This is a genomic window from Enterobacter sp. Tr-810 (assembly GCF_011752765.1).
Lineage (GTDB): Bacteria > Pseudomonadota > Gammaproteobacteria > Enterobacterales > Enterobacteriaceae > Enterobacter > Enterobacter soli.
Genome location: NZ_VWWW01000012.1, coordinates 1 through 20,899 on the forward strand (window position 1 = coordinate 1; position 20,899 = coordinate 20,899).

A 20,899-nucleotide genomic window follows, 5' to 3' on the forward strand; every position below is an offset into this window, starting at 1 on the left:
GTGGCGTATATTACGCTTTCCTCTTTCAGAGTCAACCCGTTATTTCAGGATTTTTTCTCTTCAACCGACCGGGTTGTTTGTGAAGTGATTCACATCCGCCGTGTCGATGGAGGCGCATTATAGGGAGTTCTCCGCAGGCCGCAATAGAAAAATTGCAGAAAAATGACTGACTGCTGCATTCCACAGCAAAACCCCGCCTTATACCTTTTTACACACAGACTTATCCACAATGCTACGAAAAAGTGAAAATTCGCGAGCGTTGCGCAAACGTTTTCGTTAAAATGCTCGCGCCTGACAAGGATGTCCCGTTAGGGGTGTTAGCTGAGTTTTTTTGTGGAAAATTCATCTAACGCTCTCTGTAATCGTGAAATCCAGGGGATTTACCATGCAACAACGTCGTCCAATCCGCCGCGCTCTGCTCAGTGTTTCTGATAAAGCCGGTATCGTCGAATTCGCTCAGGCACTTTCTGCACGTGGTGTAGAGCTGCTTTCTACTGGCGGTACAGCTCGCCTGTTAGCAGATAAAGGCTTGCCGGTTACCGAAGTGTCCGATTACACCGGTTTCCCGGAAATGATGGATGGACGCGTGAAAACCCTGCACCCGAAAGTGCACGGTGGCATCCTTGGCCGTCGCGGCCAGGATGACGGTATTATGGAACAGCACGATATCGCGCCGATCGATATGGTTGTTGTTAACCTCTACCCGTTTGCCCAGACCGTTGCCCGCGAAGGCTGCTCTCTGGAAGATGCAGTAGAGAATATTGATATCGGTGGCCCAACCATGGTGCGCTCCGCTGCCAAGAACCATAAAGATGTCGCCATCGTAGTAAAGAGCAACGACTACGCTGCCATTATTAAAGAGATGGATGCCAACGAAGGCTCCCTGACTCTGGATACGCGTTTCGACCTCGCCATTAAAGCTTTCGAACACACCGCCGCTTACGACAGCATGATCGCCAACTACTTCGGTAGCCTGGTCCCGGCTTACCATGGCGAAAGCAACGAGCCGTCTGGTCGCTTCCCACGTACCCTGAACCTGAACTTCATTAAGAAGCAGGATATGCGTTACGGTGAGAACAGCCACCAGCAGGCTGCCTTCTATATAGAAGAAGAAGTAAAAGAAGCGTCTGTGGCGACTGCACAGCAGGTTCAGGGCAAAGCGCTCTCTTATAACAACATTGCCGACACCGATGCCGCGCTGGAATGTGTGAAAGAGTTCAGCGAACCTGCCTGCGTTATCGTGAAGCACGCAAACCCATGCGGCGTGGCGGTCAGCACCTCTATTCTGGATGCCTACGATCGTGCGTATAAAACCGACCCGACCTCTGCGTTCGGCGGCATTATTGCCTTCAACCGCGAACTGGATGCTGAAACCGCACAGGCCATCATCTCCCGTCAGTTTGTTGAAGTGATCATCGCGCCATCCGCAACCGAAGAAGCCCTGAAAATCACCGCCGCAAAACAGAACGTACGTGTACTGGTTTGTGGTCAGTGGGCTGAGCGTGTACCGGGCCTGGACTTCAAGCGCGTGAACGGCGGCCTGCTGGTTCAGGATCGCGATCTGGGTATGGTGACAGCAGCCGACCTGCGCGTGGTCACCAAACGTCAGCCGACCGAACAGGAACTGCGTGATGCGCTGTTCTGCTGGAAAGTGGCGAAGTTCGTGAAATCCAACGCCATTGTTTATGCAAAAGAGAACATGACCATCGGGATAGGCGCAGGCCAGATGAGCCGCGTCTACTCCGCGAAAATCGCCGGTATTAAAGCAGGTGACGAAGGTCTGGAAGTGAAAGGCTCCGCCATGGCGTCTGACGCCTTCTTCCCGTTCCGTGACGGTATCGATGCTGCCGCAGCTGTGGGTATCACCTGTGTGATCCAACCTGGCGGTTCCATTCGTGACGACGAAGTGATTGCCGCGGCCGATGAACACGGCATTGCGATGATCTTCACCGACATGCGCCACTTCCGCCATTAATCCACGGAGCAGACAATGAAAGTATTAGTGATTGGTAACGGCGGACGCGAGCACGCTCTGGCGTGGAAAGCGGCACAATCCCCGCTGGTGAAAACCGTGTTTGTCGCACCAGGCAATGCCGGTACGGCGCTGGAGCCTGCACTGCAAAACGTGGCTATCGGCGTGACCGATATCCCGGCGCTGCTGAGCTTTGCCCAGAACGAGAAGATCGACCTGACTATCGTTGGCCCGGAAGCCCCGCTGGTCATTGGCGTGGTTGATGCATTCCGCGCTGCGGGCCTGAAAATCTTCGGTCCAACCGAAGGTGCGGCGCAGCTCGAAGGCTCCAAAGCGTTCACCAAAGATTTCCTCGCTCGCCACAATATTCCGACTGCGGAATACCAGAACTTCACGGAAGTGGAGCCAGCTCTGGCGTATCTGCGTGAAAAAGGCGCGCCGATTGTGATTAAGGCCGACGGCCTGGCTGCCGGTAAAGGCGTTATCGTCGCGATGACCCTCGAAGAAGCAGAAGCCGCGGTCCAGGATATGCTGGCAGGCAACGCGTTTGGTGACGCTGGCCACCGTATTGTTATCGAGGAGTTCCTCGACGGTGAAGAGGCGAGCTTTATCGTCATGGTCGACGGCGAGCACGTACTGCCGATGGCCACCAGCCAGGATCATAAACGTGTTGGCAATGCGGATACTGGCCCGAATACCGGCGGTATGGGTGCATACTCCCCGGCTCCGGTTGTGACTGATGAAGTGCATCAGCGCACGATGGATCGCATTATCTGGCCAACCGTAAAAGGCATGGCGGCTGAAGGTAACACGTACACTGGTTTTCTCTATGCGGGCCTGATGATCGACAAGCAGGGCAATCCGAAGGTTATCGAGTTCAACTGTCGCTTTGGCGATCCTGAAACTCAGCCGATCATGCTGCGCATGAAATCCGATCTGGTTGATCTGTGCCTGGCGGCCTGCGAAGGGAAACTGGACGAGAAAAACTCCGAGTGGGACGAACGCGCTTCTCTGGGCGTAGTGATTGCTGCGGGCGGTTATCCGGGTAACTACAACACCGGTGATGAAATCCACGGTCTGCCGCTGGAAGAGACTGAAGGCGGTAAGGTATTCCATGCGGGTACGAAACTGTCTGATGACGATCGCGTGCTGACTAACGGTGGCCGCGTACTGTGCGCGACTGCGCTCGGTAATACCGTTGCAGAAGCTCAGAAACGTGCGTATGCATTGATGGCAGATATTCGCTGGAATGGCAGCTTCAGCCGCCAGGATATTGGTTACCGCGCGATTGCGCGTGAGCAGGGCGAGTAATTTCACACCCTAACCCTCTCCCAAAGGGAGAGGGGATCGTTCGTAGGCCGGATAAGCGTTAGCGCCATCCGGCTTAGTCCACAGAATTCAGAAACTCTTCTCCATCGGCTGCCAGGTGCAGAAATCTTCGTTCGCCACCAGCAGCAGCTGAGATCCTTCCGGCGCTTCCAGCCAGGACACACTCACTTCAACCGACGACTTTTGCTGTCGGCGTTCAATATGTTGTATGGCCCAGGTTTCAAGTTCAGGCTTCACCGTCTGCCCTTCGCAGGTGGTGACCGTACCATCCACATGCCAGCGTCCCTGACGCAGCACGACACGTCCCTGACGCAGCGCATCGCTGGTCTGACGAATTTGTTCAGCACGGTATTTGTAGAGAGCGATTTGATCGCTGGAAAGTTGCTGCTTTTGCCCGCTCACTTCACGCTGCATAAAACTCAGCTCGCCATGGTCGTCAAAGCGCACACGGACATGTTCGGGGGTCTTACTGTAGATATTCAGCTCGATGAGCGACAGGGTGTCGTCCTGCCAGCGGTATTCTGCGGTTGAGGTATTGCCGTTATGCCACGGGCTGAAAGCAGAGAGAAGATGAACTTCACCGCCTGAATCTTTGCGCCATATCCTGACTGCACCCTGGTTGTCAGCGTAGCCGCTGGCGGTAAACGGTGGCAGAGAGGAGTCATGACTACAGGCTGACAGCAACAGCACGCCTGCCAGCGCGAGTGCACCACGCCAGACAGACAAAAGGGGCGTTACCGCCCCTTCGTTAAAACTGTTCACTGCCACGCGTCTTACTTAACAGCGTCTTTCAGTGCTTTACCAGAAACAAATGCCGGCACGTTAGCTGCGGCGATTTTGATTTCTTTACCGGTCTGCGGGTTGCGGCCAGTACGCTCAGCGCGGTGGTTCACTTTGAAGGTACCGAAACCAACCAGTTGTACAGCATCGCCTTCTTTCAGAGACTCAGTAATAGCAGCCAGGGTAGATTCCAGAGCAGCTTTAGCCTGCACTTTAGACAGATCAGCCTTGTCCGCAATTACATCAATCAGTTGAGTCTTGTTCATAAGTTATCCTTTCAATGTGTTTATCGCTTGCTAAGCATCGAGTGCGACGAAAATGCCAAAAAAGCACTCTCCTGCATACACGCACCGATAGCCACTTTTTTTCGCCCCCCAAATGTAGACCAGACGGGGGGCGAAAGGGAAGAGTCGAGGAGTGACAAAACAGGCGTTAAATCACGTTTTGTTGACTCATTGGTTAAAAATTATACCAATATTGCTCTCAGCGGCCTCACGTAAGTCCGCACGAAGCCCTTTTATCAGCTCGATATCGCGTTCTTCACATTCTGCCAGTAATCGGAAAATCTCCCACTGAATATCCCATTCCTGCTCAACAGCGGGGTTCGCTCGCAGCTCTTCATCGGTCATTTCGCGACCTTCCTGGGTCATTTCCAGCATCGCTACGGTAGTAATCGATGCCTTACTGACTTCAATGGCGTGCTCCAGAGTTTCACCACTCAGACGGGAGTGAATCAGTTCACTCAATGCCACGCAGGCATCAATGGCCGGATAGACACCGTACAGGTCGAAATCATCCGCCACCGGAATGGCCTCTTCGAGTTTCTCCAGCTGGGAGTCGAAGTTCACCTTCGCGTCTTTGACGGTCAGCGTTTCCCAGATGAGATCCAGAATACGGCGATAGATATGGCCATCACCAAACTCTGTCTGCTTGCAGAACGCGGCGTAGTTGGGATACATGCGCTCGCACAGGCAAGCCATAAAGGTGACGTGCTGCCAGCTTTCCAGCTTCTCAAGGCGCAGATGAATCGGGTTTTGTAACATGATGATGTCTCGAATCGGAAATTAGCGGCAGTTTACCTGAATCATCGCTGAATTTCCTGCCAGCGAATAAAAGCCGGTCGCTGCGATGCAACGGCATCCGCCCAGCGTGTTGGCTCCGGTAAACGATATCCTTTTGTGCAACGCTGCACCCACGCCAGCGCACTGTCCAGGCTGACCCGGTGCCCGGTGGCGATAAACAGCGGATTACAGCGTGCTTTGCTGCGCCAGACCCATGCCAGCTGTTCGCCTTTATCCATCAGAGGGCCGAGTGCACCCGCTTCAGCAGAAAGAGGCTCAAACGCACCGCACAGGCGCTTTTTGGCGACACCTATCGTTGGCACATCCACCAGCAGGCCAAAATGGCTGGCAACACCTAACCGGCGCGGATGAGAAATACCGTGTCCGTCAACAAACAACAGGTCAGGTTTTTGCGAGAGGAGCTCCCACGCGGCCAGCAGCGCGGGATATTCACGAAAGGAGAGAAAGCCGGGAATGTAAGGCATAGTGGTCGCGATCCTCGCCACCTTGTATTCCACCAGCTCCAGCGAAGGGTACTTCAGTACCACCATCGCGGCTCGCGTCACCTCCCCGCTCTGCTCAAACCCCACATCGGCGCCGCCAATATACTGCGGCGGGTTCTTAGCGAGTTGATCCTCACGGATCACCGATGATGCCAGTTCCAGCTGTTGAGCGCGTAATGACGCGAGATCCATAGCGATTCCTTACTTGTGGTACTGCGCAGACAACCGGTGTACTGCCTCCACAAACGCACCCGCGTGCTCTGGCGGCACATCCTGATGAATGCCGTGACCGAGGTTAAAGACGTGGCCTTCACCCTGACCAAAGCCCGCCAGAATGGTTGCCACCTCTTCTTCGATACGCGCAGGCTGTGCATACAGCATGGATGGGTCCATGTTGCCTTGCAGCGCCACTTTGTCGCCCACGCGGCGACGCGCATCGGCGATATCCGTGGTCCAGTCCAGACCAAGTGCGTCACAGCCCGTTGCTGCCATCGCTTCGAGCCACTGACCGCCGCCTTTGGTGAACAGCGTTACCGGCACGCGGCGGCCTTCGTTTTCACGTAGCAGGCCATCGACGATTTTGTGCATGTAATAGAGCGAGAATTGCTGATAATCGCGCCCGGTCAGTACACCGCCCCAGGTATCGAAAATCATCACTGACTGCGCACCCGCTTTAATTTGAGCATTCAGATACAGCGTGACGCTCTTCGCCAGCTTGTCGAGCAACGCGTGCAGCGCCAGTGGCTCGGCATACATCATTTTTTTGATTACGGTAAAGGCTTTGCTGCTGCCGCCTTCAACCATGTAAGTCGCCAGCGTCCACGGGCTGCCAGAGAAGCCAATCAGCGGCACTTCGCCTTTCAGCTCACGGCGGATAGTGCGTACCGCATTCATCACGTAGCCCAGCTCACCCTCAGGATCGGGGATCGGCAGCTTATCGACATCGGCTTTGCTCTTAATCGGAGAGGTGAAACGCGGGCCTTCGCCGGTTTCGAAATACAGCCCAAGGCCCATTGCATCAGGGATAGTCAGAATGTCCGAAAAGAGGATCGCCGCATCCAGTGGATAACGTCGCAGCGGCTGGAGCGTCACTTCACACGCCAGTTCCGCGTTTTTGCACAGCGACATAAAATCCCCCGCCTGGGCACGGGTGGCTTTGTACTCCGGGAGATAGCGGCCAGCCTGGCGCATCATCCACACCGGAGTGACATCAACGGGCTGGCGCAGCAGCGCACGCAGATAACGATCGTTCTTCAGTTCGGTCATTTTTGCAGTTCCTTAAGCGTCATGGCCTCAGTGTAACATGTCACTCAGCATCAGCCCGACACATTGCGACGGTATCTTCTATCAGCCGGCGCGCCACGGTTCCCGGCGGTGGTAACAGCGGTAAATCGTCGTAACGATACCAGTTCGCCTCCAGCAGCTCTTTCTGGTCGATAACAATCTCGCCGCTGTCGTATTCAGCCATAAAGGCGGTCATCAGTGATTGCGGGAACGGCCACGGTTGCGAAGTAACATAGCGCAGGTTTTTCAACGTAATTCCGCTCTCTTCCATGACCTCGCGTGCCACAGCCTGCTCCAGCGTCTCACCCACTTCAACGAATCCGGCCAACACGGTATGTACGCCGTTGCGATGACGGGTGTGTTGCGCCAGCAGGATAGAATCTTCCCGGCGGATAGCGACGATGATGCACGGCGCGATTTGCGGGTAGTAGCGTTCCCGGCAGTGACTGCACAGCATCGCCCATTCGGTTTTACTCGGATGCATGGTATGGCCGCAGTAGCCACAGTATTTATGCGAGCGGTAAAACTCCGCCAGCTGCACGCCGCGGCCAGCCAGCTGGAACAGCCCAACATCAAGATCGAGCACCTGCCGAACCGATCCCATATCCTGACGGCGAGCCTGCTGGATCATCCACACAGGATCGCCCTGCCACTCGCCGATCCTCAGTGCAGGCTGGCCCACAAGATCGAATTTTTCTGCCGCGCCGTAGGGTAATTCCCCAGCGGGCAACCATAATTTTTGTTCGTGACAGACTAACCACCAACCGAGATCTGATTTTTCAATAATACGATCCATATCTATTGCACTACCTTCGCTTCACTGACATGTTGTTAGCATCGTGGTTACATTTTGGATAAGCAGATTCAATTCTAAACCTTGTGGAGTCGAACATGTTAAACCAGCTGGAAAGCCTGACAGAACGCGTTGGAGGAAGTAACAAACTGGTGGATCGCTGGCTACATGTACGCAAGCATCTGCTCGTTGCTTATTACAATCTGGTCGGCATTAAGCCTGGCAAAGAATCGTACATGCGCCTGAACGAAAAAGCGCTGGATGATTTTTGTCAGAGCCTGGTCGACTACTTGTCCGACGGCCATTTCAATATTTATGAACGTATTATCCGTGAAATGGAAGGCAGTAGCCCGTATTTAACTGCCGCCAAACTCTATCCACTGCTGGAGGCCAATACCCAGCAAATCATGGATTACTACGATTCCACGCTTGAGAACGCTATCGATCACGATAACTATCTTGAGTTTCAGCGGGCGCTGTCCGATCTTGGCGAAGCTCTGGAAGAGCGATTCACGCTCGAAGACAAGCTGATCGCCCTGGCGCTGGACAATGATTTGAACATCAGTCACGAAGAGAACATCGCGCGCCCTGCTTGAGTTCTTAATCGTTAACGAGTAGTTTACAAACATTCGCCCCTCGCACGAGGGGGATTTTTCTTGTCGGAGTGCCCAGCGTTTGCAAAAACGCGGGCTGAGACCGTTAATTCGGGATCCGCGGAACCTGATCAGGCTAATACCTGCGAAGGGAACAAGAGTCACACTGCTGCTGTATCGCCCCAGGGCGATCTCCTCTTGCTTCATCCGTCGTCTGACAAGCCATGTCCTTCACTTTTGGAATGAGCTATGTCTACCACTAAACTGACCCGTCGCGAACAACGCGCGCAAGCACAACACTTCATCGACACCCTGGAAGGCACCGCTTTCCCTAACTCAAACCGCATTTACATTACCGGCTCTCAGGCAGATATCCGTGTCCCGATGCGTGAGATCCAGCTTAGCCCAACGCTCATTGGAGGCAGCAAAGAGGATCCGCAGTTTGAAGATAACGAAGCGATCCCGGTGTATGACACCTCTGGCCCGTATGGCGATCCTGATATTGCGACCAACGTTCAGCAGGGTCTGGCAAAGCTGCGCCAGCCGTGGATTGACGCCCGTAATGACAGCGAAGAACTCAACGAGCAAAGCTCCGCGTACACCAAAGAGCGCCTGGCAGACGACGGTCTGGACGAGCTGCGCTTTACCGGCCTGCTGACCCCGAAACGCGCCACAGCGGGTAAATGCGTAACCCAGCTGCACTATGCCCGCCAGGGTATCGTCACGCCAGAAATGGAGTTCATCGCCATCCGCGAAAATATGGGCCGTGAACGTATTCGCGGTGAAGTGTTGCGCCACCAGCACCCAGGGGAAGGTTTCGGCGCGCGTCTGCCGGAAAACATCACCCCGGAATTTGTGCGTGACGAAGTGGCCGCCGGGCGCGCCATTATCCCTGCGAACATCAACCACCCTGAATCCGAGCCAATGATCATCGGGCGTAACTTCCTGGTGAAGGTCAACGCCAACATTGGTAACTCGGCGGTGACCTCTTCCATCGAAGAAGAGGTGGAAAAACTGGTCTGGTCTACCCGCTGGGGCGCTGACACGGTGATGGACCTCTCAACCGGGCGTTACATCCACGAAACCCGCGAATGGATCCTGCGCAACAGCCCGGTGCCGATTGGTACTGTGCCCATTTATCAGGCGCTGGAAAAAGTAAACGGTATCGCCGAGAACCTCACCTGGGAAGCCTTCCGCGATACGCTGCTGGAGCAGGCTGAACAGGGCGTGGACTATTTCACCATCCACGCAGGCGTACTGCTGCGCTATGTGCCAATGACCGCTAAACGCCTGACCGGGATTGTCTCGCGCGGCGGCTCAATCATGGCCAAATGGTGCCTGTCACACCATCAGGAAAACTTCCTGTATCAGCACTTCCGCGAGATTTGCGAAATCTGCGCGGCCTACGACGTTTCGCTCTCGCTGGGCGATGGCCTGCGTCCTGGCTCGATTCAGGATGCCAACGACGAAGCGCAGTTTGCCGAACTGCATACGCTGGGCGAACTGACCAAAATCGCCTGGGAGTATGACGTGCAGGTGATGATTGAAGGCCCGGGACATGTGCCTATGCAGATGATCCGCCGCAACATGACCGAAGAGCTGGAGCACTGCCACGAAGCGCCGTTCTACACACTGGGGCCATTGACCACGGATATCGCGCCTGGCTACGACCACTTCACCTCCGGGATTGGTGCGGCGATGATCGGCTGGTTCGGCTGCGCCATGCTCTGTTACGTCACACCGAAAGAGCACCTCGGCCTGCCGAACAAAGAAGACGTCAAACAGGGTCTGATCACCTACAAAATTGCCGCCCACGCCGCTGATCTGGCGAAAGGCCATCCGGGCGCACAAATCCGTGATAACGCCATGTCGAAAGCACGCTTTGAATTCCGCTGGGAAGATCAGTTCAACCTGGCGCTCGACCCGTTCACCGCCCGCGCCTACCATGACGAAACCCTGCCACAGGAATCCGGCAAAGTGGCGCATTTCTGCTCCATGTGCGGGCCAAAATTCTGCTCCATGAAAATCACCCAGGAAGTGCGTGATTACGCGGCAGCACAGGCTATTGAAGTGGGTATGGCGGACATGTCTGATAACTTCCGCGCAAAAGGCGGCGAAATCTACCTCAAAAAAGAGGAGGCATAATGTATCAGCCTGATTTCCCACCGGTTCCCTTTCGGCTAGGGCTTTACCCGGTAGTGGATAGCGTTGCGTGGATTGCGCGCCTGCTGGAGGCAGGCGTTCGCACCATCCAGCTGCGCATCAAAGATAAACGTGATGAAGAGGTGGAGGCCGATGTGGTCGCTGCCATTGAACTGGGGCGTCGTTATGACGCCCGCCTGTTTATCAACGACTACTGGCGACTGGCTATTAAGCACCAGGCTTACGGCGTGCACCTGGGTCAGGAGGATCTGGAGACAACAGATCTGGACGCAATCCGTAATGCCAGTCTGCGTTTGGGGGTTTCAACGCACGACGATATGGAGATAGACATAGCGCTCGCCGCACGCCCGTCTTATATCGCACTTGGCCACGTCTTCCCGACACAGACCAAACAGATGCCTTCAGCACCCCAGGGGCTTGGGCAACTGGCTGGCCATATTCAGCGACTGACCGATTACCCGACCGTCGCCATCGGCGGTATCAGCCTTGAACGCGCCCCCGCCGTACTCGAAACCGGCGTGGGCAGTATTGCCGTCGTCAGCGCCATTACCCAGGCGCCAGACTGGCAGGCGGCAACCGCGCAGCTCTTAACGCTGGCAGGAGCAGGTGATGAATGATCGCGACTTTATGCGCTACAGCCGGCAAATACTGCTGGAAGATATCGCTATCGAAGGCCAGAAAAAGCTGCTTGAAAGCCGGGTGCTCGTTGTCGGGCTGGGCGGATTAGGGACACCCGCCGCGCTGTATCTGGCGGGTGCAGGCGTGGGTACGCTGGTGCTGGCGGATGATGACGATGTGCATCTCAGCAACCTGCAACGCCAGATCCTCTTTACCACCGACGATATTAACCAGCCCAAAGCATGTATCACCCGGCAGCGGCTGAACCAGCTCAACCCTGATATCGAGCTTATCGCCCTGCAACAGCGTCTGGCGGGTGAAGACCTGCAACGCGAAGTGGCGCTGGCGGATGTGGTGCTGGATTGCACCGACAATATGGCAACCCGCCAGGCCATCAACGCCGCCTGCGTAACACATAACACGCCGCTTATCACCGCCAGTGCGGTCGGCTTCGGTGGGCAAATGATGGTGCTCACGCCGCCCTGGGCGCAGGGCTGCTATCGTTGCCTGTGGCCGGATGATGCCGAGCCGGAACGCAACTGCCGCACCGCGGGCATACTTGGCCCTGTAGTGGGCGTAATGGGGACATTGCAGGCGCTGGAGGCCATTAAGTTACTCAGCGATATGGAGACGGAGCGCAATACGCTGCGGCTGTTTGACGCTCGCTCAGGCGGCTGGCGGCATCTGGCGTTACACCGCGCCAGCCATTGTCCGGTGTGTGGAGGCCAGAATGCGCATTCTGTTTAATGACGAACCGCTGAAGTGCGACGACGGGCTGACCATCTCCGCGCTGCTCGACAAATTGCGTCAACTGAAGCCGGGAACAGCCCTGGCACTTAATCAACAGATCCTGCCGCGCGAGCAGTGGGAGCATCAGCAGGTGCGCGACGGCGACAACATCCTGCTTTTTCAGGTTATCGCAGGGGGTTGAGATGTTACGTATTGCCGACAAAACCTTTGATTCACACCTCTTTACCGGAACCGGGAAATTCGCGTCACCGCAGCTGATGGTCGATGCTATTCGGGAGAGCGGTAGCCAACTGGTAACGCTCGCCATGAAGCGCGTTGATCTGCGTAATCACAGCGATGCCATACTCGCGCCACTGCTGGAGGCTGGCGTGACCTTACTGCCAAACACCTCCGGGGCAAAAACCGCAGAAGAGGCGATTTTTGCCGCCCAGCTGGCACGAGAAGCGCTGGGGACGCACTGGCTAAAACTTGAAATTCATCCTGATGCCCGCTGGCTGCTACCCGATCCGATAGAAACCCTGAAAGCGGCCGAAAAGCTGGTCCAGCTTGGTTTTACCGTTCTGCCCTACTGCGGGGCCGATCCGGTACTGTGCAAACGGCTGGAAGAAGTGGGCTGCGCCGCCGTGATGCCACTGGGCGCACCTATTGGCTCCAATCAGGGGCTGGAAACTCGCGCCATGCTGGAGATCATCATCGAGCAGGCAACCGTGCCGGTGGTGGTTGACGCCGGTATTGGCGTTCCGAGCCACGCTGCGCAGGCGCTGGAAATGGGGGCTGATGCCGTCCTGGTCAACACCGCAATTGCTGTGGCGGACGACCCCGTGATGATGGCGCGTGCGTTTCGTCTTGCGGTGGACGCGGGCTTGCTGGCACGTCAGTCTGGCCCCGGGTCACGCAGTTTTCAGGCACAGGCCACCAGCCCGTTGACCGGCTTTCTGGAGGCACTCTGATGACCACCTTTACCGACCGTTGGCGGCAGCTCAACTGGGACGATATTCGTCTGCGCATCAACAGTAAAACGTCAGCAGATGTGGAGCGGGCGTTAACTGCCCGTCATCTGACCCGTGAAGATCTGATGGCCCTGCTCTCCCCTGCGGCCAGCGCTTATCTGGAGCCGATGGCCCAACGCGCGCAGCGTCTTACCCGGCAGCGTTTTGGCAACACGGTCAGCTTTTATGTGCCGCTCTATCTCTCTAACCTGTGTGCCAACGACTGCACCTACTGCGGTTTTTCCATGAGCAACCGCATCAAACGCAAAACACTGGATGACCAGGAGATCGCCCGCGAGTGTGCCGCCATACGCGAGATGGGTTTCGAACATCTGCTGCTGGTGACCGGAGAGCATCAGGGAAAAGTCGGGATGGACTATTTTCGTCAGCATCTTCCTGCCATTCGCCGCGAGTTTTCGTCATTACAGATGGAAGTTCAGCCCCTGTCTGAGGACGAATACGCTGAACTGAAAGGCCTCGGGCTCGATGGCGTGATGGTCTACCAGGAAACCTATCACGAGGCGATGTACGCGCAGCATCACCTGAAAGGGAAAAAACAGGATTTTTTCTTCAGGCTGGAGACGCCGGACAGGCTTGGGCGTGCCGGGATCGACAAAATCGGGTTGGGTGCGCTGATTGGTCTTTCGGATAGCTGGCGGGTAGATTGCTATATGGTGGCTGAGCACCTGCTCTGGTTACAACAACACTACTGGCAAAGTCGCTATTCAATTTCCTTCCCGCGTTTACGTCCGTGCGCAGGGGGAATAGAGCCGGCGTCGCTGATGGATGAACGCCAGCTTGTTCAGACCATCTGCGCATTTCGTCTGTTCGCACCAGAGGTGGAATTGTCACTCTCCACACGCGAATCACCGGCGTTTCGCGACCATGTCATCCCGCTTGCTATCAACAATGTCAGTGCCTTCTCCAAAACCCAGCCCGGGGGTTATGCCGATGACCATCCCGAGCTGGAACAGTTTGCCCCCCACGATGGCCGACGCCCTGAAGCCGTGGCAGATGCACTTGCGGCACAGGGGCTACAACCGGTATGGAAGGACTGGGATAGCTGGCTGGGGCGCGCTTCGCAATTGCGCTGAAACGCCGTGCAACGGCGCGGAAAGTTGCCGAGAAGGCTCGTAACGTTATCACCGGGTGGTTGTCAGAGATCGCCCGATTTTTTTACTCTTATTTCGTCAGCAACGGACGCTGACCAGGGCGAATAGCTTCTTCCTCGATTCGCCCTGCCTCTCCAAAACGAAACAAAATTTGATTTCATCAAATAAATACGAAATTTATTATCGTTTCTTAAGGTAAATCATCTTGCCATGAAACCTTATACGTATAATTAACAGCCAGCATCCGGGTAGCGACTATGCTCAGAGGATACCCATTGCTCTCATTCGCCACCTCATCTGGACTGATTTACAACTCATGGCACTTCATAGCAGAAAACTATCTTTCACCAGGCCGATAATGGTCAGTTTCGCGGGGATCCTGCTCAGTTTTATTCTGGTCGCTGTGTTTATCACCCTGTCTCAACGCAGTAATTTTCTTAATGATTATCATAAGATTAATGGAAACTTCACCCACAACCTTGCGGTGAACTATACCGAATCCATCCTGCGTGAAAATGACTACATTCTGGGACGGGCAGCCACCTTCTTCGCGCGGAACGACAGGCTGAATCAAACAATAAACACCAATCCAGGTGAAGGATTGCAGGTCTTGATGCATCTTCAGAATCTGATGCCGACCGTCTCTTCCATCTCTCTGGCCGACACGCAAGGGCATTATCTGCGCGCGCCGGAAGTACTGCCAACGGACAAGAGCAAAACATTTGATGCCCGCACCCGCCCGTGGTTTATCGGCCAGGCAGAAGCCAGTACTTTCAGCCGCTATACCCGTCCTTATATGGACTACTTCACCGGACATCCTACGGTCACGCTCTTTAAACCGGTGATTTCACCAGAGGGGCGTCTGAAAGGGACGCTCGCGTTTCACCTCGACCTGACCTCAATGGGATATACCCTGCGACAGATGGTCGCTCCCGTACAAGGCGAGTTTTTCATCGTTGAGCGGGACGGCGCCGTAGTGCTGCACCCTGATACCGGGGCACTTTTTAAGCCGTACGTGAGCGAAGCACTGATGGATAAAATGACCAGCGGTGAAGGCCATATTTACGATCCGAAGAGCAAAAACTGGTTTTACTACTACTCATTTACCAACCCCGACTGGTTTGTTATCTACCGGGTGGCTGACTCTACGCTCACCGAGATTACCCGACATGAGACCTCCATTGTCGGATGGGGTTTTGCGCTGGCGAGCCTGATCATTATTCTTTTTGGTTTATATCTGCGTCATGCCTCACGCACCGTACTGATGAACATCATTAACGCGATCAAAACCGGGGATGTCAGCACGGCACCTCGCCTTGAAGCGATGCTCAGCCATACTATTCAGTCCAACAAAGAGCGGGAGCTTGCCTATGTGCGCCAGGCGACTCACGATGCGCTGACGGGCTGTAAAAATCGCCGTGCCTTCGACAGCGATATTGCTGAGCTGCTCAATAACCATCAACCGTTCGCCCTGGCGCTGGTTGATATTGATAACTTCAAATCCATCAATGACACCTGGGGACATTTGAGCGGTGATATCGTTCTGCGCAACGTCGCGCGTGAAGGGCTTCAGGTTATGCAGCCGCATAACGTTTCTGTTTATCGCTACGGTGGTGAGGAGTTTGCGGTCATCTTCCGCTCGGAGCTGTTCGGGCTGTCTCACGAATTACTGGAGACATGGCGTATCGCGGTGGAGAAGCGCACCTGGCGCGAAGAGGGTCTGCACGTCACATTCAGCGCCGGGCTGGGCGAATGGCATTTCGAGCCGCTTGAGCAGTTTATTGGCACTGTGGATGGCGCACTCTATAAAGCCAAACAGCAGGGTAAAAATCGCATTTTGCAAACCTCCGACAGCTAACCCCTCTCCTTTCTCTGTGCCCGTTTCAACGGGCATATTGCTTTCAGATGTAAAATTGTAACCGGTTTCAGAAAATTACTGATTTCTTTGTGATGCCAGACACACAATCGCGGTAAAGCGGTTGTTGAAGCGGTCTGCACGGGATAATTATCAATAAACACATGTACATCGAGGCTGACTATGAAGAACATCGTTTTATGTTGTGCAGCGGGAATGTCGACCAGTATGCTGGTTCAACGAATGAAAGATGCCGCGCAGAAAAAAGGGGTTGAAGTAACCATTAAAGCCGTCCCGGTTGCAGAGTTTAAAGACAACATTGCCACCGCCGACATCGTATTACTGGGGCCACAGGTAAAATACGAGCAGGCAAAACTTCAGGCGCAGGCAGACCCGCTGGGTAAAAAGGTCGCGGTTATCGACATGATGGATTACGGCATGATGAAAGGCGATGTCGTACTGGAAAAAGCCCTCAAATTGCTGGAGTGACCTGTGGAAGATTTAGAAACAACGATCATGGAATTACTGGTCAATGCGGGCGCAGCGCGCAGCGCAGCCCTGACCGCATTGCAGATGGCTCGTAAAGGTGACTTTGCCGAAGCCGAAAAAGCGATGGAAGAGTCGCGCGAATATGTGAAACACGCGCACACGATCCAGACGCAGTTGATTGGCCTTGATGAAGGCACCGGGAAGCTTCCGGTCAACCTGATCACCGTTCACTCTCAGGATCACCTGATGAACGCGATGGTTATTCAGGATCTGGCGGGCGACATGATTGAGCTTTATCGACGCATCCCGTTGATAAACTGATAAAAACACCATAAAAAAACCCGCCGAAGCGGGTTTTTTATTAGCTGAATCAACGATTACTCGTTGTCGGAACCACCCAGACCTGCGTTCAGCAGTTCTGCCAGGCTCGCGGATGCATCTTCAGCAGTGACCTGCGGTGCTGCTGGCAGTTCGCCCGCTGCACGACGACGCATACGATCCTGATGGTACGCATAACCGGTACCAGCCGGGATCAGACGACCCACGATAACGTTCTCTTTCAGACCGCGCAGTTCATCACGTTTACCCGCAACAGCCGCTTCGGTCAGGACACGTGTAGTTTCCTGGAACGATGCTGCGGAAATGAAGGACTCGGTTGCCAGAGACGCTTTGGTGATACCCAGCAGATCACGTGCGAAGGTCGCACCGATTTTGCCGTTCGCTTCCAGATCGCGGTTAGCGATCTTAACGCGTGAGTATTCAACCTGCTCGCCTTCCAGGAAGTCGGAGCTGCCCGCGTTTTCGATGGTTGCTTTACGCAGCATCTGACGAACGATAACTTCGATGTGCTTATCGTTAATCTTAACGCCTTGCAGACGGTAAACGTCCTGTACTTCGTTGGTGATGTAACGCGTTACCGCGTGTACGCCACGAAGACGCAGAATGTCGTGCGGAGCTTCTGGACCATCGGAAACCACGTCACCACGTTCTACACGTTCACCTTCGAACACGTTGAGCTGACGCCACTTAGGAATCATCTCTTCGTACGGCTCGCTACCATCTACTGGGGTGATAACCAGACGACGTTTACCTTTGGTCTCTTTACCGAAGGAAATGATACCGCTGATTTCAGCCAGGATTGCAGGCTCTTTCGGACGACGTGCTTCGAACAGATCCGCAACGCGTGGCAGACCACCGGTGATGTCCTTGGTACCGCTGGATTCCTGAGGAATACGCGCCAGAGCATCACCTGCGCCGATCTGAATGCCATCTTCCAGCTGAACGATCGCTTTACCTGGCAGGAAGTACTGCGCAGGCATATCGGTGCCTGGGATCAGAACGTCGTTACCCTGAGCATCAACGATTTTCAGTGCAGGACGCAGATCTTTACCACCGGTAGTACGTTCAGCAGAATCCAGAACCACCAGAGAAGACAGACCAGTCAGCTCGTCGGTCTGACGAGTAATGGTCTGGCCGTCGATCATGTCAGTGAAGCGGATGAAACCACTTACTTCGGTGATAACCGGCATGGTGTGTGGATCCCAGTTTGCTACGGTTTCGCCGCCAGCAACCTGCTCGCCATCACCTTTCGCCATAACAGCACCGTAAGGCACTTTATAGCTCTCTTTGGTACGACCGAATTCGTCGATCAGCTTCAGCTCGGTGTTACGAGAGGTCACAACCAGCTTGCCTGCGGAGTTAACAACAGACTTCGCGTTGCTGAGCTTGATGCTACCTTTGTTTTTCACCTGGATGCTGGATTCAGCAGCCGCACGAGATGCCGCACCACCGATGTGGAACGTACGCATCGTCAGCTGTGTACCCGGCTCACCGATTGACTGTGCCGCGATAACGCCGATTGCTTCACCTTTGTTGATGATGTGGCCACGCGCCAGGTCACGACCATAGCAGTGCGCACAAACACCAAAGTCGGTGTCACAGGATACAACGGAACGCACTTTCACTGAGTCAACAGAGTTGGCTTCCAGCAGGTCACACCAGTGCTCGTGCAGCAGCGTGTTGCGTGGAACCAGAATGTCTGCGGTACCCGGCTTCAGAATGTCTTCCGCGGTAACACGACCCAGAACGCGATCGCGCAGTGGCTCTTTAACATCACCACCCTCGATAACCGGGGTCATGGTGATACCTTCAAGGGTGCCACAATCGTCTTCAGTAACAACCAGATCCTGCGCAACGTCAACCAGACGACGCGTCAGATAACCGGAGTTCGCAGTTTTCAGTGCGGTATCCGCCAGACCTTTACGAGCACCGTGGGTTGAGATGAAGTACTGGAGTACGTTCAGACCTTCACGGAAGTTCGCGGTGATTGGCGTTTCGATGATGGAGCCATCTGGCTTAGCCATCAGACCACGCATACCTGCCAGCTGACGAATCTGTGCCGCAGAACCACGCGCACCGGAGTCGGCCATCATGTAGATGCTGTTGAAGGAAACCTGCTGCTCTTCTACGCCGTCACGGTTAATAACGGTTTCGGTTTGCAGGTTGTCCATCATCGCTTTGGATACACGATCGTTCGCCGCAGCCCAGATATCGATAACTTTGTTATAGCGTTCGCCCGCGGTTACCAGACCAGACTGGAACTGCTCCTGGATCTCAGCAACTTCAGCTTCCGCTTCAGAGATGATCTCGTGTTTCTTCTCTGGGATGACCATGTCATCGATACCAACAGATGCACCTGAACGCGCTGCATAGGCAAAGCCGGTGTACATTGTCTGGTCAGCGAAGATAACAGTCGGCTTCAGGCCCAGAATGCGGTAACAGGTGTTCAGCATTTTGGAAATTGCTTTCTTGCCCAGCGCCTGGTTGACGATGGAGAAAGGCAGACCTTTCGGTACGATCATCCACAGAATCGCACGGCCAACGGTCGTGTCTTTCAGGCTGGTTTTCGCAACGAATTCGCCGTTTTCATCTTTTTCATATTCAGTGATACGCACTTTAACGCGCGCATGCAGAGAGGCCAGGCCAGCGCGGTAAATACGCTCAGCTTCTTTAGGGCCAGTCAGCACCATGCCTTCGCCTTTGGCGTTAACACAGTCACGGGTCATGTAGTACAGACCCAATACAACGTCCTGAGAAGGAACGATGATTGGTTCACCGTTCGCTGGAGACAGGATGTTGTTGGTAGACATCATCAGCGCACGCGCTTCGAGCTGGGCTTCCAGCGTCAGCGGTACGTGAACAGCCATCTGGTCACCATCGAAGTCGGCGTTATATGCCGCACAAACCAGCGGGTGCAGCTGGATAGCTTTACCTTCGATCAGTACTGGCTCAAACGCCTGGATACCCAGACGGTGCAGTGTTGGTGCACGGTTCAGCAGTACCGGGTGTTCGCGGATAACTTCGTCCAGGATATCCCAAACGACAGCTTCTTCACGCTCAACCATTTTCTTAGCGGCTTTGATGGTGGTGGCCAGGCCACGCAGTTCCAGCTTGCCGTAGATGAACGGTTTGAACAGTTCCAGTGCCATTTTCTTCGGCAGACCGCACTGATGCAGACGCAGGTATGGACCTACGGTGATTACAGAACGACCGGAGTAGTCAACACGCTTACCGAGCAGGTTCTGACGGAAACGACCCTGTTTACCTTTGATCATGTCGGCCAAAGATTTCAGAGGACGTTTGTTAGAACCGGTGATCGCACGACCGCGACGACCGTTATCCAGCAGGGCATCTACCGCTTCCTGCAGCATACGTTTTTCGTTGCGTACGATGATATCTGGCGCAGCCAGATCCAGCAGGCGCTTCAGACGGTTGTTACGGTTGATCACGCGACGATACAGATCGTTCAGATCGGACGTTGCGAAACGACCACCATCCAGCGGAACCAGCGGACGCAGATCTGGCGGCAGAACCGGCAGAACGGTCAGGATCATCCACTCTGGTTTGTTACCAGACTGAACGAACGCTTCCAGCAGCTTGATACGCTTGGTCAGCTTCTTGCGCTTGGTTTCGGAGTTGGTTTCGTTCAGCTCTTCACGCAGCTGCTCGCACTCTTGCTCCAGATCCATGCTCTTCAGCAGGGCCTGGATAGCTTCCGCACCCATCTTCGCGTCGAATTCGTCACCGAACTCTTCCAGCGCGTCCAGATACTGTTCTTCGGTCAGAATCTGGTTACGTTCCAGATTCGTCATACCGCCTTCGATAACAACATAAGATTCGAAGTACAGAACACGTTCGATATCACGCAGCGGCATATCCAGCAGCAGGCCGATACGGGACGGCAGAGATTTCAGGAACCAGATGTGGGCAGTCGGAGACGCCAGCTCGATGTGGCCCATGCGCTCACGACGCACTTTAGTCTGGGTCACTTCAACGCCGCACTTCTCACAGATAACACCACGGTGTTTCAGGCGCTTGTACTTACCGCACAGGCACTCGTAATCTTTTACTGGCCCGAAAATACGCGCACAGAAAAGGCCGTCACGCTCAGGTTTGAACGTACGGTAGTTGATGGTTTCCGGCTTTTTAACTTCACCGAAAGACCATGAACGGATCATGTCTGGCGAAGCCAGAGCAATTTTGATCGCATCAAACTCTTCGGTTTTAGTTTGCGCTTTCAGAAACTTTAATAAGTCTTTCACGGATTTG

19 protein-coding genes and 1 riboswitch are annotated in these 20,899 nt (G+C 54.6%); of the genes, 12 read left to right on the forward strand and 7 right to left on the reverse strand.

Annotated features, from left to right (window positions below):
• Positions 1-385 precede the first annotated feature (385 nt).
• Positions 386-1,975, forward strand: coding sequence for a bifunctional phosphoribosylaminoimidazolecarboxamide formyltransferase/IMP cyclohydrolase (gene purH, locus F3J30_RS22075; RefSeq protein ID WP_166718582.1), 1,590 nt, complete (start codon positions 386-388; stop codon positions 1,973-1,975).
• Positions 1,976-1,990: 15 nt separating this feature from the next.
• Entirely contained in the window at positions 1,991-3,283 is a 1,293-nt protein-coding gene (purD, locus tag F3J30_RS22080) for a phosphoribosylamine--glycine ligase (RefSeq protein WP_014068467.1), read from the forward strand.
• A gap of 87 nt (positions 3,284-3,370) precedes the next feature.
• Here the strand turns inward: purD and F3J30_RS22085 are convergent, their stop codons facing one another.
• The 6 genes from F3J30_RS22085 to nudC all read right to left on the reverse strand — a co-directional run bounded on the left by F3J30_RS22085 (position 3,371) and on the right by nudC (position 7,725).
• Entirely contained in the window at positions 3,371-4,063 is a 693-nt protein-coding gene (locus F3J30_RS22085) for a DUF1481 domain-containing protein (RefSeq protein ID WP_166718591.1), read from the reverse strand.
• Positions 4,064-4,074: 11 nt separating this feature from the next.
• Positions 4,075-4,347 carry a nucleoid-associated protein HU-alpha gene (hupA, locus tag F3J30_RS22090; protein WP_002445246.1) on the reverse strand — a complete coding sequence of 91 codons (273 nt, stop codon included), beginning with the start codon at positions 4,345-4,347 and terminating at the stop codon, positions 4,075-4,077.
• 186 nt (positions 4,348-4,533) lie between these two features.
• Entirely contained in the window at positions 4,534-5,124 is a 591-nt protein-coding gene (locus tag F3J30_RS22095; RefSeq protein WP_014068465.1) for a YjaG family protein, read from the reverse strand.
• A gap of 41 nt (positions 5,125-5,165) precedes the next feature.
• Positions 5,166-5,837 carry a deoxyribonuclease V gene (gene nfi, locus F3J30_RS22100; RefSeq protein ID WP_166718583.1) on the reverse strand — a complete coding sequence of 224 codons (672 nt, stop codon included), beginning with the start codon at positions 5,835-5,837 and terminating at the stop codon, positions 5,166-5,168.
• Positions 5,838-5,846: 9 nt separating this feature from the next.
• Positions 5,847-6,911 (reverse strand): uroporphyrinogen decarboxylase, encoded by a 1,065-nt coding sequence (gene hemE / locus F3J30_RS22105; protein ID WP_014068463.1) that lies wholly within the window; start codon positions 6,909-6,911, stop codon positions 5,847-5,849.
• A 40-nt stretch (positions 6,912-6,951) separates the two neighbouring features.
• Positions 6,952-7,725: an NAD(+) diphosphatase gene (gene nudC / locus F3J30_RS22110; protein WP_166718584.1), complete on the reverse strand. Its 774-nt coding sequence runs from the start codon at positions 7,723-7,725 to the stop codon at positions 6,952-6,954.
• Between the two features lie 95 nt (positions 7,726-7,820).
• Here nudC and rsd point away from each other — a divergent pair, with 95 nt between their 5' ends.
• From rsd to F3J30_RS22160, 10 genes are all read left to right on the forward strand, one after another.
• Positions 7,821-8,318: a sigma D regulator gene (gene rsd, locus F3J30_RS22115; protein ID WP_166718585.1), complete on the forward strand. Its 498-nt coding sequence runs from the start codon at positions 7,821-7,823 to the stop codon at positions 8,316-8,318.
• Positions 8,319-8,372: 54 nt separating this feature from the next.
• Positions 8,373-8,486: riboswitch (TPP riboswitch) on the forward strand.
• Between the two features lie 78 nt (positions 8,487-8,564).
• A complete protein-coding gene (thiC, locus tag F3J30_RS22120; RefSeq protein ID WP_166718586.1) occupies positions 8,565-10,460 on the forward strand; it encodes a phosphomethylpyrimidine synthase ThiC in 1,896 nt (631 codons plus the stop codon).
• Positions 10,460-11,095: a thiamine phosphate synthase gene (thiE, locus tag F3J30_RS22125; protein WP_166718587.1), complete on the forward strand. Its 636-nt coding sequence runs from the start codon at positions 10,460-10,462 to the stop codon at positions 11,093-11,095. Before thiC ends, thiE begins: the two co-directional genes overlap by 1 nt.
• Entirely contained in the window at positions 11,088-11,843 is a 756-nt protein-coding gene (thiF, locus tag F3J30_RS22130; protein WP_166718588.1) for a thiazole biosynthesis adenylyltransferase ThiF, read from the forward strand. The genes thiE and thiF overlap by 8 nt, the downstream gene beginning before the upstream one ends.
• Entirely contained in the window at positions 11,827-12,027 is a 201-nt protein-coding gene (gene thiS, locus F3J30_RS22135) for a sulfur carrier protein ThiS (RefSeq protein ID WP_014068457.1), read from the forward strand. Before thiF ends, thiS begins: the two co-directional genes overlap by 17 nt.
• Before the next feature lies 1 nt (position 12,028).
• Positions 12,029-12,796, forward strand: coding sequence for a thiazole synthase (thiG, locus tag F3J30_RS22140; RefSeq protein ID WP_014068456.1), 768 nt, complete (start codon positions 12,029-12,031; stop codon positions 12,794-12,796).
• Positions 12,796-13,929 (forward strand): 2-iminoacetate synthase ThiH, encoded by a 1,134-nt coding sequence (gene thiH / locus F3J30_RS22145; protein WP_166718589.1) that lies wholly within the window; start codon positions 12,796-12,798, stop codon positions 13,927-13,929. The genes thiG and thiH overlap by 1 nt, the downstream gene beginning before the upstream one ends.
• Positions 13,930-14,263: 334 nt before the next feature.
• Positions 14,264-15,805: a sensor domain-containing diguanylate cyclase gene (locus F3J30_RS22150; RefSeq protein WP_166718590.1), complete on the forward strand. Its 1,542-nt coding sequence runs from the start codon at positions 14,264-14,266 to the stop codon at positions 15,803-15,805.
• Between the two features lie 180 nt (positions 15,806-15,985).
• Complete coding sequence (locus F3J30_RS22155) at positions 15,986-16,291, forward strand: PTS sugar transporter subunit IIB (RefSeq protein ID WP_014068453.1); 306 nt, start codon at positions 15,986-15,988, stop codon at positions 16,289-16,291.
• Positions 16,292-16,294: 3 nt separating this feature from the next.
• The gene (locus F3J30_RS22160) at positions 16,295-16,612 is read left to right on the forward strand and encodes a PTS lactose/cellobiose transporter subunit IIA (RefSeq protein ID WP_014068452.1); all 318 of its coding nucleotides are present in this window, start codon (positions 16,295-16,297) and stop codon (positions 16,610-16,612) included.
• A 56-nt stretch (positions 16,613-16,668) separates the two neighbouring features.
• Here F3J30_RS22160 and rpoC read toward each other — a convergent pair whose 3' ends face one another.
• Complete coding sequence (rpoC, locus tag F3J30_RS22165; RefSeq protein ID WP_014068451.1) at positions 16,669-20,892, reverse strand: DNA-directed RNA polymerase subunit beta'; 4,224 nt, start codon at positions 20,890-20,892, stop codon at positions 16,669-16,671.
• Between the last annotated feature and the right edge of the window lie 7 nt (positions 20,893-20,899).